The organism is Rhodobacteraceae bacterium LMO-JJ12 (genome assembly GCA_021555075.1).
Classification (GTDB): Bacteria; Pseudomonadota; Alphaproteobacteria; order Rhodobacterales; family Rhodobacteraceae; genus JAKGBX01.
In genome coordinates this window covers 53,107-66,948 of sequence record JAKGBX010000005.1, presented here as the reverse complement: position 1 = coordinate 66,948, position 13,842 = coordinate 53,107, and the positions used below count along the sequence as shown (strand labels likewise).

The window sequence follows — 13,842 nt, the reverse complement described above, 5'->3', positions numbered from 1 at the left end:
CTGCATGGTAACCGTCGATAATCTTCTAGCCGTTCCCGTAGCCATTGCCCGTGCGATTCGCACACTGGACAAGCACCCTCAAGTAATCGGCATAGCTATTGCGTCGCGGGCTGATGACGATTGTCCGGTGGATGTGACTCTACAAATCAAAACGGAACTTCCATCTCGGTTTCGAGGCGAAAGCCCGTCGGGAGTACGACGTGTCGAGCCCGTCAAACTATCGTTTCCTGTCTCCTTCCCTCTGTTTGCACCGCGCCCGAGTTTACGGGACGACTTTGACCGGTCCCATCCTCACTTACAGCCAAGTGCGGCCGGTGCAGCGCCCGAACCGTGCCTCGTTTTCGGATCTCCACGTGAGCTAATTCAGTCCGGGGGCGGTATTCTTGCGCTTCTCCAGCAACTTCTGGACTGGCTCGATCGAGCAGCGATGCTGAAACTGAATGATCCAAAACATGGTTGGGAATTTGTTCGGCGTGACCACTTGAACGACCTTATTGTTGGAGATGCCTCGCAGATCCGGAGTGTAGTTAAACGTAGGTCCGGCGGGACTTGGCACCGTACGTGGGTTTTTGCGCAGATGGGTCAGTCCGACCCCTACTATCGAATCTGTCTAAAGGGCGATGAGCAGGTCAAAATTGATGAAAAGACACTGAAATCCCTTGGACAGGTCCCGAAAGGTGACAACGAATGGACGGGGTTTAGCCTCGGACTGATTGTCTGGCCCGGCAAGCATCCAAACGGAAAGCCAATCATCTGTGACCGCTATCTTCCAGAGACAGTAGGCAACGTTGCAGAGTTATACGAACGCGCTGAACTCTACGGCTGCGGCAAGATGCTGGCAGAGAGGATGAAGTGGCTGCGTTCGAAGCTCGACGGCTATACCATCAAAAAGGCGTTGCCAGTCACAGTGATATTGATCGCCCGCCGACCGTTCAATCTCATTGGCCAAGCCTCACCTCTTGAAATCTGCCCATATGTGATCGAATTCCAATCTGTGGATGATCTCAAGCCGACATCAAGTGCGATTGTCCGTTTGGCGGGCCACAGAGATTCGATCTCGATCGATGTCTTGAGAAGAACCTCGCATGGTGATCCCAGCTCGCAATGGCTTTCATGGTCCATGCTAGGTTGTGGAAGCTTAGGTTCGAAAATTGCGATGCATCTCGCGCGGTCCGGCCGTGCCCCGATATCGGTCATAGACAACGACACCATGGAACCGCACAACTACGCGCGACATTCCTGCTTGCCGTATTCTGCTGATTTGGATTCGATGTTCTACTCTTCCAAGGCTGGGGAATTTGCGCATGACGTCAGCAAACTTGCGCAGGAGACGGATGGGTATCGGATTGATGCCAACACTGTGCTGCGTACCAAAGAGCTTCGCAGAAAGCTGAAGCTCGAAAAATCCAAAGCACTATTGAACACTACCGCCTCTGCGGTTTTGCGGGAAACCCTGAGCTATACAGATTGGGCGAAGGGCAAGACACCACGGGTGATGGAAGCAAGCCTAATGGGTGATAGTGACATTGGTTTCTTCTCGGTGTCAGGCCAGAGCGCCAACCCCAGTAGCAGCGACCTGATGACCGAGTTTTATCACCATTTACGGAGCGACGACGCACTCCGATCTAAAGTGATGGGCCAAAGCGCTGACGAGATCATCATTGGTCAAGGTTGCTCGAGCTTCTCGATGATTGCCTCAGACACTCGGCTTTCTATGATGGCGGCTCCGCTCGCGAAGCTGACAAGCGACGTGCTTTCCGGCAGGTATGTGGATGAAAGTGGGCAATTCAACATTGGGCACCTGCAGGCCGATGGTCTTTCCCAGAATTGGGAAAGCCATAACGTTGAACCCTATACCATCGTAAAAGGACCCAAGATGGGCGCGCTTGAAACGCGGCTTGCCCGCCGGGTTACGATAGAAATTGACGCTGAAATTGCGCGCAAGCCGGGATCTGAAACCGGCGGTGTTTTGGTCGGGCGCTTCTCGGCCATCGGTAACGTCTTTCAAGTCGTAGATACGATTCCAGCTCCGCCCGATAGCAGATTTTCTAAAACGGAGTTTGTTCTGGGTACCGAAGGTTTGAGTGATCAGCTCGCACAATTATCCAAGTCTTCGGGAAACACTCTCTACGCGCTAGGAACGTGGCACAATCACCTTGCGTCCACTGGTCCCTCTACAACTGATTTCAGTACAGCGGCCAAGCTTGCAATTGGACAGCTGTTTCCCGTTCTGATGATTATCAGAACCCCAACTGGGTACCGTCAGCTTATCGCAGAGGCGGTGGACTTGTCCTCCGAACTCGGAGGAGACGAAAATGCCTAATTTTCATCGAAGAGTTCATGCAGATGGATAAGATGTTCGGTATGGACCGCTACGATAGGACTGCCCGTCTCAATCCGGCGCTTTTGACGCTGTTGCCCGCGCTCCTTTTTGTCTTTGTTTGGTTTCCAGCTGTTTGGACCCAATTGGGTACCATAGCTGCATTTGTCGTCACTTGCGGGGTCCTGTTCGCGTTGACGCGGTTGGCGCGTAAGTTTGGTCAAAATGTTGAGCGCAAAATGGGCAGCCGAGTTGGACGTCTGCATACTGCGTCTTTGCTTTCCCTTTCCGATGATCGTTTACCCAAGACCATGAAGACGAGGTGTCGCTCATACATTGAGAAACATAGCAAGATTATCTTGCCGAGTTTAGTTGATGAGACCCAGGACCCAAAGAACGCTCAGGATGACCGCTTGCTAGCAGTACGTTGGTTGCTTGAGCACACCCGCCCGCAATCAGAAGCAAGCCTTCTGTTGAATGAGAACATTGCGTATGGGTTCGCGCGCAATTTGCTCGGATTGAAACCATTGGGCATTGCAATCACCACCACGGTGGCTCTTGGAAGTGCATATTTCTTATATGATCTCGAGAGCGGGTCGACTGCGTTCGTTCTCGGGGCACTGCTTTGCGGAGCCGCAATTATTGGGCTTTTGATGTGGGTATTTTTGGTGACGAAGAGCTCTGTAGAACACGCGTCTCAGGTCTATGCCGAAAAAATTCTGTCGCTGTGCTTAGAACACTGAGCGAATGCGACACGACAGACCTAAATATGCGGCTGCAAACTTCCTGAACGCGCCCGCCACCCTATCGAGCAACCAGCTTTGCGCCGCCATCCCCCTCTTGCAGCATCGCTTCCATGTCGTCCAAGCCATCGACTGCAGAGCGCATCTGCGCCTCATCAGCTACGCTCGCTGCTTCAGAATCCGCGACGCCGCTGCCAAAATCCATCTCCATCTGGCGCTGTTCCTCGGCGATGACGGCTTGAACGACAGGCGCGGTCTTCTTTGGAGCGGCGTCGGCTTGGCCTGACGGTTGACCATCGCCAGCCTGGCTCGCCCTCTCCACATCGGCTTCTGTTCCCCCTGGCCCATCCGACGGCGGCGTCATCGGCATGGCGCGCACACTCAGCGGCAGCGTGCCCTGCGATCCCCCTCCCCCCGGCTTCGGAAACGGCAGCTCCCCCGTCTGTGCCGCATGGATCGCCTTGAACAGCCGGTCGTCAAAATATTGGATCCGCTTTGCACGGACCGGCATCTGGGCATCGATCACCATGACGATTTCATCGAGCGGTAGGCGGCGCGCCTCATCCTCGGGCAGGAGAGAGCTTTCTTCGGTCCGGGTGGACTGGCTACGGCCCTCGAAGGGGTTTTTGCCAATGGACTGCGAGCGCGTGATGACGGTCTTCGTGGTCTTGCCGACAGCCTTGCTGAGCTCTTCGACGGTCTTCTCATCCGAGGGCGTGAGATAAAGTTTCACGCCCGCGTTGCCCTGCAGCGCACGGCGGGTGTTTTCGCCATAGATTTCATCGAGGGCGGGGATCGTTTGCGTGACCACGGCCAGATGTCCACGATAGGTCCGCAAGGTCTCGATGCTCTCGACCACGATGGGCATCTTGCCGAGGCGATTGAACTCGTCGAGCATGATCATCACCGGCCAGGGCTCATCCGGCCCGGGATCCTTTTCCTGCATGGCGGAGAGGAGATCGGAAAAGAAGAGCCGGATCAGTGGTGCCAATGGTTTCACCATCAGCGGCTGGACCACGAGGTAGACCGAAAAGGGTTTCTTGCGGATCGTTCGGAAATCAAAGTCCGACACGGACGTCGCTTCGTCGATGGCCGGGTTCTGCCATTGATCGAGCCCCGAGGTCATCAGGAGCGAGACGTAGGAGGTCAGCGTATCATTGTTGGTCGAGGCGAGCCGGGTGAAGATCAGCTTGGCGGCCCTGTTATCCACCTCATGGCCGCGCGCGAAGTACTCCTTCTGCTTGTTCCCGCCCGAGGCGGCGATGCGGTAGATTTCGCCGAGAGTCGGGCGCTTGCGCTGGAAGGCCAGCAGGCCTGCCGCCACGAAGAGATCGATCCCACCTTTCAGAAGTCCCTGCACCCTGTCGTTATCGCTCTGCAGAAAGAGCGTCGCCAGGAGCTGCAATTCCATCTGCTGCCGCGCAGGGTCCTTCAACTCGAAGATTCGCAGGAGCGGGTTGTAGCGGTGCGTGCGCTTGCCCTCCCAATCGGTGGGGGAAAAGCGATAGACCTTGTCGCCTTGGGCTGCGCGATGCCGGGCCGTGGCCTCAAAGCACTCGCCCTTCACATCGAGCGTCACGGCAGAGCCTTGCCAGGTCAGCAGGTTCGGAATGACGAAGCCCGTGGTCTTGCCGCGGCCTGTGGGCGCCACGATCAGCGCATGCGGGAAAACCTTCGAACAAATGTAGTTGGCGCGGGAGCTCGGCGTCCCCAGCTTGCCGAGGATGAACCCGGTCCCTGGCGCCCCGAAAAACCCATTGGCCTTCATCTCGCGCGCAGTCTGCCAATGGGTCTGGCCAAAGCGTGTCAGAGCGGACCCCGAGAGGGCGAGGCTCAGCATCATGCCGGCGGCGGCGAAGCTGCCGATGATCAGGTGGATCAGCTGGGCATCCTCGGGGCGGCGATCGAGGATCGCCAGATAGTTCTGCGCGATATAGGCAAAGTCGATCTCGGCCCCGAAGCCTAGATCCTGGTAGGTCAGTACCGCCGAGGCGATGGTATAGCCCATGGCCCCGGTCACCAGCGTCACCAACAGGACGCCCGTGGCGATCCGCGCCTTTCCCATGGCGGCGCTCAATGGACCTGACCCCGCTCGGTTTCGCCATCCACGTCTGTCGCGCGGTGTTTTTCATATTCGGTGTCGGCAAGATCATCGACCACCTGGCGCAAGGCCTCCGTGTTGGCCGTCGCTGCATCCGATTGCAGGTAGACCTTGGCGACATAGAGCCGGTCGAGGCGGTCCTCGAGAACCTTGTCCAGCGCATCGGCATCGCCGGATGTGAGCCGGTCGAGTTGGCGAACGTCCAGCACCCGCGCGATCTCGCCACGGAAGGCGTCCCGCTCCGCCTCGGTCTCGAAGGGCGCGGATAACTCCCCCGCCCGCTCATGGTCCAGGACACGCGCAATCTCGTCTGCGAAGCGGTCGGACCGGTCAAACTGCGGTGCAGTTTCACCGCGGGCTGCGAGGAGTGCGTCGCGCGTGCCAAACCCAAGCCCGTCGCGCAACTCGGTTTCGCGGCGGACCTGATTGATGGCCTCCGTGTCGCGTATCTCCACAACGGCCGCATAGGTCGCGCCAAGCCCGCGGGCGAGGTGGGACGGCATGTCCGGATAGCGCTCCGAGACGTCATCCGCGACCGCATCTGCAACAGGCGTGCGGAGGTCGCGTGCCTCCATGATCCGGTCGACCTCGCGGGTGATTTCGCTGGCGCGGGCCGCATCGGTGATGGTCTCCCTGTAGGGCTCAGACCGGTCGATCACATCGCCAGGACGTGCGAGCAGCTCCGGATGTGCCTCGAGATAGGCACGCTGCTCCGTCTCGATCCGGCGCTCCGCCCGCGAGACAACCTCTGGGTCCCGGTCCTCGATCTGCTGCGCGGTCAGGCCCTCTGCGCGCATCTCCTGACGGATTGTCCCTTCCATCGCCCGGACCGCGCCCTCATGATAATGGAACCGCTCGCTGTCCGTTTCCGTTTCCATGACGCCATCCCGGCGCAGCACGTTTTCCCGTTCCAAGAGCGTGCCGAGCGCGACATGCACATCGTTGAGACTGTCTCGCGCCTGTTCCAGATCAGCGCGGCGTTCAAGGTTCAGATCGCGCGCCTCGGCCACCTTGGAGAGATCATTGGCGATCCATTGATGCTCGAGCGCGGCGCTCGAGGCCCCGGTCTCGATCCGGGCCACCACTTCCGATGTGCTGATCCCGGTGCCCCGTAGTGCGGTGTCTATGCGCGACCGCAAGTCCGGCTCGGCCAGACGGTCCAGCCGGCTGGTGTCGATGTTCGCCTCGGAATAGATCCCGCCCTCCGAGGGGGCCTCTGACAGCGTGGATGATCGCAAACCAAGTGGCTGCATGTGCTGGACCTGCGTCTGGATCTCGATGAGGCGTTTTTCCAGCACGGGACGTTCCGCGTCAGACTTCTCAGCGATCATGCCCTGCACCCGCGCGAGCTTCTCGGCATAGAGGCTTCTCAGATCCTCGAAACTTTGATCCTCGGCCATATACACATCTCCTGTTCGGTCCACCTGCCCGCCGCGCGCCAGCACTTCGCCCGCGCGGAAGAGGGCTGCGGCAATATCCTCGCGGGCTTCACGCGAAGCCTCCGCGGCAAGCGAGTGATAGACAGTTCTGGTGTTGGCGATCTCCGCCAGCGTCCGCGTCAGGTCCTGCCCCACACGCTCCCGCTCAACAGGCGCGCGGCCCTCTTCTTTCGCAGCGTAGACCTCGCTTGTGCGGGCCGGGTAATGCACAACCCCGCGATCCACCCGCCGCGTGGCTTCCAGGCGCACACCGTACTTCTCGGCCTCCTCGACCATGGCGAGGCGGAAGTCGTCATAGTTGAAGCGATGGTTGCGCCCCAGAAAAAAGAACTCGCCTTCCTGCGAGCGGCGGTTCAGCACCAGATGCGCATGCGGGTGATCGCGGTCCTCATGCACCGCGATGATGTAGTCGAAATGCCCCTCATCGGTCTGGAAGAACCGCTCGGCCACGTCCGTCGCGATGTCGCGCACATCCTCCCCGCGCGTGCCGATGGGGAAGGACATGAGCATGTGTGTGGTCTGGCCCAGCTTGGGCTTGAAGCCCGCATCCCACCGTTTGGCAAAGCGCTCGGTCAGGTCCTTGATGTCACCCGCCTCGAGCTTCGTCTTGCCATCCAGAAACCCACTGCTGTCCACGATATGGGTCGACTTCGTGGTGAGGTAATCGAGCTGGTTTGAGAGCTGCGATTTGGTATGCGTACCCCCGCCCCGGATCGCCTTGAAGACCGCCGGACGGTGCCCGGCCGCCGCGCGCACAAGCTGGCTCTGCTTGGCCACGTGCAGCCCTTGCATCGAGCCCCGGACGCGGCTCCAGCCGTCCCGGAAGACCTCGCCCGTGACGGCGTGGACGGCATCATTCAGCCGCATGGGCAAACTCCCTCAGCGCGGCCGTGGCCTGCAGTTGTATCGCGTCCCGACGGCGGCGCAGAAGCAGATCGATCTCGTCCGCAGAATCCAGGATGAACCGCGCCAACCCGCGCATCTGGGCAAGGCGCAATTCGGTGAACTCGGCACGCGTGCCCCCCGCGGCCCCCTTCCCCATCCGGTTGGCCCGCGTCATCTGCTTGGCGATCTGCGCGACCCCATTGCCGACCTCGTGCAGTGAAGCGCGGTAGCGCGCCATCTCTGCCGCCATCTGCGCGTCCGGAACGAACACCCCGCCTGCCGCCTGAATGAGCCGCCGCAGCCCCTCGGCCCGGCTCTCGATCCCCACCTTCGCCAACACCGCGTCGAGGGCTTCAAGCTCCGCGGCCGTCACCTTCACACTGACGGCGGAAACCGGGATCGCAGCATCGGTCTGGCGCTCGGCATCGGCTTTCAAGACGTAGCGCACGGCCCGCGATGTGACCTCGAAACGCTCGGCCAGCTCGGCCGTCGACACACCCTCCGCGGCCTCGCGGACGATCTGCATCTTCTCGATCTCTGTCAGGCGTTTTGTTCGGGACATGCGGAAGAAAGACCCCCTATTTCCTGCCACCTTCCACCAAGGCTGCCCCTACCTTACGATAATATACCTAGCTGTCAATTATATACTTACGTCGCCTTCAGTCTCAGGCAGCCTTGGTGTCCGCTTCACGCCGCGGCCCGCAGGGCCGCGGCTCTGCCGCCTTCACCACCGGGCGACCCACCTGTCCTAGGGGTCCCGTCCGCCAGCCCCGCCCGAGGGTCTGGCCGAACACGCATGTGTTCGGACGGAACCGCGTGCGGGCGCAAACCCCACCGACAGGGCGGACAGGCAGGGTCAAGGAGGGCCAGATTTGGCTTGCCAAATCTCTGCCGCAAAAACCGAGAGGCCCTGGCCTGCCGGTTTTTGTGGATGGCCCCCTTGAGGCTGACTGGCCGGTCTGTCGCGGCCTGATCATTTCGGGCGGAGTGCGTCCGTTGAACGCGCAGGGACCGGCATCCCTGGAACAGGGATCGGGCCGCCCCAAGATCGTCCTGGGGCGGCCCATCCTCGTCAGAGGATTTAGTCCTGGGGATCTTTCGCGCTCGGCGGGAACATCACCAGCTCCGAGACCGCGACCGGGAAGTCGAGCTTGAGGCTGAAGAACTCCGATCCGTCCCCGTTGCGGGTGTTGCGGAACATCGCACCCACGCGCTGAAAACGGGTGCGCTCCTGGCCATCGGTATCGGTGAAATTGACGGGGACGGTGGCGACGTAGTGATTGGTCATTTGGGTTACTCCTTGTTGCGATGGGGATCACCCGGCACGGGGGCAAGAGGCCCGGTCGCAAGCGCAAATGCGGAGGGTCCGCGGCAAAGGCGTGGAAGCCGTATTTGTGCTTGCCGAAGCGCAAGCTGAGGGCACGATTGGGCCGACCCCGTGCGATCCACATCTATGAGCAAAAAGGAGAGACCCGGATGACCCTTGCCATCACGCAACCGCCACCATCCGCGTCCGCGTCCCGTCGAGCCTGGCCGGGGTGCTGACGGAGCCCGCCCGCGTGGGAGCTATGTTCCGCAACACCACCCGAGGGTTGTGCAGGTCTGCAGCCTCAAGTGCGACGTCTCGACCCCTCGGTCTTGCGCTGCTGACGATGTGCGATGTGCGCACCATCCCCAGCCCGTACCGATGCGGATGGGCCGAACTCTGACGGACCGGGTAGAGGGATGACGGTGCTGGACGCCGTGAGATGCAGATAAGTGTGACCGATCGCACGCGCCATGAGATATGACGAAAGGACCGCCCGAAGGCGACCCCGTTATGGCCATCACGCGCCCAAGCTGTCGAGCATCCCCCTGGTATCAGGCATTCGCTTCAGCGAGTTGCCGATGTGTTCCCGCCAGCGCGGCCCAACCTCCATTGCGGTGGCATAGGCCCGAGCCAGATCATCGGGCCGGTCCTCGGCCATCGCTTCGATAAGGAAAGCCGCCTGCTCGCGGTCCTTCGCGGATTTCAGGCTTCCTGCCCCATCGCGGCGCCGGTCGGCAATGATCAGTTTGTGGACTGCATAACGCTCCGGGCGGGGCACCTGCACCAGAACGCCGGATCTATAGATCGCCGCCGCGTGGATCGGCTCAGCGATCAGGAAGTTGAGATAGTTCAGTCCTTGGGCGTTCACGCCCAAGGCTGGCAGATCACGGAGGGTCTCATCTCCGAACGCCGGTGTGAGAAACTCGACCAACTGGCCGCTGCCACCCTGGGCCCATCGCCATGTCCGACCTTGGTCAAGAGATGGCAGAGGATCGAATTTGAGCGCCGAGAACGTCTCGGCAAGACCCGGGTCGACCTGATCCTGCAACGCAACGCTGAGCTTCTCGAACTGCGCGATGTCGATGTCGCCAGTATTGGCCATACCGCCAATTGGCAGACGGATACCAAGCTCGCCTTCATAGAGGCGAAATGCATTGGTTCCGACGATGGTGCCACCCAACCGGAATGTCCCTACTGCGGCCATGGCCGACAGGATGGACCCGGTTGCCCGGTCGGTGGGGGTCATGCCTTCGGCGCGCAAGAGGCGGACAAGCCGAGACCGTTCCGCCTGCCGATCCTTGGCGGTCGAGCGCAGCTCCTCAATCCGGTTGATACGTGCACGCGTCTCGTCACTGTCCTCGCCGATATAGATGAAGCGCATCTCGGTGCCGACACGCCGGGCTGCGTACCAATAGGCCTTGTCGCCGCGCTCCTTGAGAGTCGGCTTGCCTTCGACACCGGACAAAGCGTCGTCCTTCAAAAGACGTACCAGATCGGTATAGGCGCTCATCGCGATGCTGCTGAGTGGAGTCATGCCAATCATTTCCAAGTTTTGCTTGGCACACATATACCTATCAAAACAGGAAAATGCTAGGCAAAGCAATTTGGGCCCCGCCACGCGCATGAGAAACAACGAAAGGGCCGCCCGAAGGCGACCCTCGCAACTCACGTCTCCGCAGTTTTCTTCGCCGGGTCCGCAACCCGCATGACCGTCAGACCTTTCGCTTCCGCCTTCTGCCCGAGGTTCAGCGCGACCCCGTTGCCGCCGAAGAGGACAACCCCCGTCGCCGCGAACTTGTCGTCGAGCATTTCGTCGTTGCACTTGAACGGTGCCGCCCGCCCATGCGCGGACCAGCGAGGATCAAAGCGCGCCTGTGCGACGCCGCGTGCCCGGGCCCACCGAGCCGCAATCATCTCCGCCCCGTACTTGCCACCCTTGTGGCAGAGGAAGATCTCCTGGTTGCGGTTCTGCTTAATCCGTTCGCAAACCTTGTCGAGCGTGTTGAAGATCACATCGACATCGGTCCAGTCGGTGGCGCCTGAGACGATCAGGGGCACCCCCTCGACTTTCGACTTCTCGGCAGTCTCGCGGTCGTGCTGCTCCAGGAGCTGCCGTGCCTCGAAGACCGCCCCGGTCTCTTTCGCCCGGACGCTTGCGCGCGAGCCGGCTGCCGGGATGTAGGCGTGGCCCGTCTCGATCTCGTAGCATTCCGCCGCTGCCTCGCTCATCACCTCGATGGCGCTGACAATCTCGCGCAGCTGCACAAAGCGCGCCTGCGCCTCTTCGAGCGCGGTCTCGGCGATCTCCGATCCGTCGTGGGATTTTGCCAGCGCGCCGATCTTGTCGGCGGTGCGGTCGACCTCCTTGCCAAGCGCCACCTTGCGGCGCTGCAGGATCGTGGCGAGCCCATGGGCCAGCGGTTCGATTTCCGCCTCGAGCCCGGTTGCGCGCAGCGGCCCGAGCAAAGCCTCGAAGCTCTCGCGGATGATGCGGTCGGTCAGGATGTGATCTTCCGGGATCGGCAGCTGCGCGTCCTTCTCGGTCAGTCCGAAAAGCTCGATGGTCTCGTAGGTGTTTGCTGTGTCGTAAGCCATGTCTGGTCTCCAGTATTCAGTTCCAAGGCCACCACGTGAGTGTGGGGCATGGCCGAATGCCTGGTTTCCGAATCTGCCCGGGTCAGGGACGGCGCAGCCGCCGGCTTGCCGGGCGCAAAAGTTTTCCGAGCGCGGCATCCGACACATGCGCGCGCTCACGCAAGGGACCGCCCCATGCCACAGGCCCCGTCCTCGCCGAAAAGTTTTGCGATCCTTGACGCGGGCTGATTTGGGGGCCATCCGGAGGATATGCTTCCGCACTCATGTGTGTGTGTTTTGACGGTAGGTTTGCCCGACACGAGCAGGCAAACGGCCCGACCGGACGCGGCAGACGGATGGAGCGGCGGGATCGTTTTGGCCTCGGGCCAAAACAGACCAGAGCGCAAACCGGCGGAGCGGCCGGGGAGGGACGTGCTCGCGAGGCGGGCAAACCGGGATGCCAGGCGCAACACCGCGGTGAGGCCGCATGGCCGAATGCGCGACGGACCGAAGGGCCGTTCTCCCCTGCGACACGCGAAGCCGAGCTGGGGAGGCCGCAAGGCTTAGCCCAAGGTTGATGTGCTGGCGACGCCGCTGCCGACTATAAGGATTACTTTTCCAAGCATTCGACGTGATGGGCGAATTGTGGTCATTCGTTGCGATCTGCGCGAGTCTGTTTAACGCAAGTACCTGGCAACCTCCTCTCACGCGGCGCCCGCTCGAGGATTTGGATCCGCTGAATCAGACCTAGCCGCCGAGGCATTGGCGTGAGATATAGGGGCAATAGAGGGTAGGTGGTAAGCCACGCATTTTTAGTTGGTCGGCTACCATTCGCACTATGTCAGTTCTCTCTACGTGCGTTCGGCCAGTAGGATGAATTGGTCTCAAGAATCGACTCAAGATGCCGCATGTAAATAGAAAGTAACGTAGTATCATGGAAGTTCTGTTCTCAACAAATCTCAAGCCAATGGCCGACTTAGAAGTGGGAGAAATCGGTCTCTGTAACTTTGGCAGAGGGGCAGAACTCGCCATGCTTGTTGTAAAACTCGATGAAGACCTTGGCTTCGCGACACTGAATGGCCAAGGCGACGACCTATTCAGTATTCACTATGTAGATCACAGACCTGACCTCTGCCTCTCGTATGGCCAAGACTGGAAACTGGTGCTCGACCCCGCTGGAGATATCCAAGTGGGAAGCTACGCCTCACCTGAAATTGGCGACATCGTCATGTGGAACGGTGCCTTTGGCTTATGCGCATTTCAGTCCCGAGGGCCTATGAGGAACAAGATCAACTGTCCACTGGCAGGTACTAAACCCGACAGATCGCCCATCGAAGCAGTATTTAGGTCCTGGAAAATTGTCCTCAACGAAAATGATCCCGAGACTGGTCTCGCGCCCGTAATCTTCCGCCATTCTGCCAAGAAGATTTCGCAACCTTGATGGACGCATCGTCAAACAAAACCAGACACCCCTAAAGTTGCTGATGCGGTTACTGAAGTGGCTTCACAAACATGTGCCAATAAGTTTCTGCCGCACCCTCGAACGTCAGCTTCTGGTCTCTGTTTTGGCCAAAGTGTGCCATCCCCATACTCCGCAGATACAGGGTTTGCTCATCGGCCTCGACGGTTAGGTTCTCATTGAACCCGTTGGTGTCTGCATTTTCGGTCGCAGTGTAAGCAATGCCCCCCATATGCCGCCCCCCCATGAACACGGTGCAGCGGCTAGCAGACTGACCGTTATGGTAGGCAACAGCGCTGAAGCGATTTGCGTCAAGCCTGCGGAACGACCCGTCAATCTCGGGATTGCGAGCCGACAATTCAGAAAGCGAGTTCTCGAAATATTTTGCCATGAACTCAAACGCCTCGGTCTGGAAAGCATCACGATCACGGTCTGTGAACGTTTTGGCCACCCGCAGATTACTTGACCGGATCACTTGAGCCGGTGTCGATCTGTTGACTGACTGCGTGTTTTGCATGATGGCAGGTGCCGCTGACTGCTTGGTGACCGATTGTGGACTACCGATGCGCTTTGCTGCCGCCTGAACGGCTTCGGCGACGAGACGGAACGCATGGTCGATGTCCGGCCATTGCGTGACCGGACGACCGTCCGTTGGCGTGGCCATCAGCTTGCCGAAGGGTGCGCCATGCCAGAGGCAATCGCGCAGAATGACCGGGATCACGATGGCCTCTCCCACCTTATGCCGTTCCAGTGCACGAGTCATCTCGATCTCATAACAATAGTCAGAGTTTAGAAAATCCGGGCTTACCAGCAGCAGGATGATCTCATCGGCTTCAATGTGCGCGTCGATCTCACCGGCGAAGTCCTGCCCCGCCTCAATCCGGCGGTCGTGCCAAGTCTCTATCAGGCCTTGACGCTGAAGGATTCTGAGCTGGCGTTCCAGCTGGTCTCGTAGTGCCTCGTCAGCGTGGCAGTAGGAAAAGAAAACCGTCGTCATGTTAACCCATCATTG

General features: G+C 59.9%; 10 protein-coding genes. 3 read left to right on the top strand and 7 right to left on the bottom strand.

All coding sequences use genetic code 11. From position 1 onward, the window contains the following. Positions 1 to 4 precede the first annotated feature (4 nt). Together LZG00_20440 and LZG00_20435 are read left to right on the top strand one after the other, a co-directional pair. Positions 5 to 2,323, top strand: coding sequence for a ThiF family adenylyltransferase (locus LZG00_20440; protein MCF3596360.1), 2,319 nt, complete (start codon positions 5 to 7; stop codon positions 2,321 to 2,323). Positions 2,324 to 2,346: 23 nt separating this feature from the next. Further along, positions 2,347 to 3,063 (top strand): hypothetical protein, encoded by a 717-nt coding sequence (locus LZG00_20435; protein ID MCF3596359.1) that lies wholly within the window; start codon positions 2,347 to 2,349, stop codon positions 3,061 to 3,063. 61 nt (positions 3,064 to 3,124) lie between these two features. Here LZG00_20435 and LZG00_20430 read toward each other — a convergent pair whose 3' ends face one another. The 6 genes from LZG00_20430 to LZG00_20405 form a co-directional block, all read right to left on the bottom strand. Then, positions 3,125 to 5,128: a type IV secretory system conjugative DNA transfer family protein gene (locus LZG00_20430; protein MCF3596358.1), complete on the bottom strand. Its 2,004-nt coding sequence runs from the start codon at positions 5,126 to 5,128 to the stop codon at positions 3,125 to 3,127. Between the two features lie 8 nt (positions 5,129 to 5,136). Beyond that, positions 5,137 to 7,470, bottom strand: a complete 2,334-nt coding sequence (locus tag LZG00_20425) for a relaxase/mobilization nuclease domain-containing protein (protein ID MCF3596357.1) — start codon at positions 7,468 to 7,470, stop codon at positions 5,137 to 5,139. Next, positions 7,457 to 8,050, bottom strand: coding sequence for a transposase (locus LZG00_20420; protein ID MCF3596356.1), 594 nt, complete (start codon positions 8,048 to 8,050; stop codon positions 7,457 to 7,459). The genes LZG00_20425 and LZG00_20420 overlap by 14 nt, the downstream gene beginning before the upstream one ends. 519 nt (positions 8,051 to 8,569) lie before the next feature. Further along, entirely contained in the window at positions 8,570 to 8,776 is a 207-nt protein-coding gene (locus tag LZG00_20415) for a hypothetical protein (protein MCF3596355.1), read from the bottom strand. Positions 8,777 to 9,314: 538 nt separating this feature from the next. Further along, positions 9,315 to 10,340 (bottom strand): hypothetical protein, encoded by a 1,026-nt coding sequence (locus LZG00_20410; protein ID MCF3596354.1) that lies wholly within the window; start codon positions 10,338 to 10,340, stop codon positions 9,315 to 9,317. Positions 10,341 to 10,462: 122 nt separating this feature from the next. Continuing rightward, positions 10,463 to 11,392, bottom strand: coding sequence for a DUF2493 domain-containing protein (locus tag LZG00_20405; protein ID MCF3596353.1), 930 nt, complete (start codon positions 11,390 to 11,392; stop codon positions 10,463 to 10,465). A gap of 913 nt (positions 11,393 to 12,305) precedes the next feature. Here LZG00_20405 and LZG00_20400 point away from each other — a divergent pair. Further along, entirely contained in the window at positions 12,306 to 12,812 is a 507-nt protein-coding gene (locus LZG00_20400) for a hypothetical protein (GenBank protein MCF3596352.1), read from the top strand. 49 nt (positions 12,813 to 12,861) lie between these two features. Here LZG00_20400 and LZG00_20395 read toward each other — a convergent pair whose 3' ends face one another. Beyond that, positions 12,862 to 13,827: a toll/interleukin-1 receptor domain-containing protein gene (locus LZG00_20395; protein MCF3596351.1), complete on the bottom strand. Its 966-nt coding sequence runs from the start codon at positions 13,825 to 13,827 to the stop codon at positions 12,862 to 12,864. Positions 13,828 to 13,842: the final 15 nt, after the last annotated feature.

Coding starts and splice junctions, on each gene's coding strand:
- LZG00_20395 (MCF3596351.1), bottom strand. CDS start 13,827: ATGACGACGGTTTTCTTTTCCTACTGCCACGCTGACGAGGCACTACGA.
- LZG00_20440 (MCF3596360.1), top strand. CDS start 5: ATGGTAACCGTCGATAATCTTCTAGCCGTTCCCGTAGCCATTGCCCGT.
- LZG00_20425 (MCF3596357.1), bottom strand. CDS start 7,470: ATGCGGCTGAATGATGCCGTCCACGCCGTCACGGGCGAGGTCTTCCGG.
- LZG00_20415 (MCF3596355.1), bottom strand. CDS start 8,776: ATGACCAATCACTACGTCGCCACCGTCCCCGTCAATTTCACCGATACC.
- LZG00_20405 (MCF3596353.1), bottom strand. CDS start 11,392: ATGGCTTACGACACAGCAAACACCTACGAGACCATCGAGCTTTTCGGA.
- LZG00_20420 (MCF3596356.1), bottom strand. CDS start 8,050: ATGTCCCGAACAAAACGCCTGACAGAGATCGAGAAGATGCAGATCGTC.
- LZG00_20410 (MCF3596354.1), bottom strand. CDS start 10,340: ATGATTGGCATGACTCCACTCAGCAGCATCGCGATGAGCGCCTATACC.
- LZG00_20400 (MCF3596352.1), top strand. CDS start 12,306: ATGGAAGTTCTGTTCTCAACAAATCTCAAGCCAATGGCCGACTTAGAA.
- LZG00_20430 (MCF3596358.1), bottom strand. CDS start 5,128: ATGGGAAAGGCGCGGATCGCCACGGGCGTCCTGTTGGTGACGCTGGTG.
- LZG00_20435 (MCF3596359.1), top strand. CDS start 2,347: ATGGATAAGATGTTCGGTATGGACCGCTACGATAGGACTGCCCGTCTC.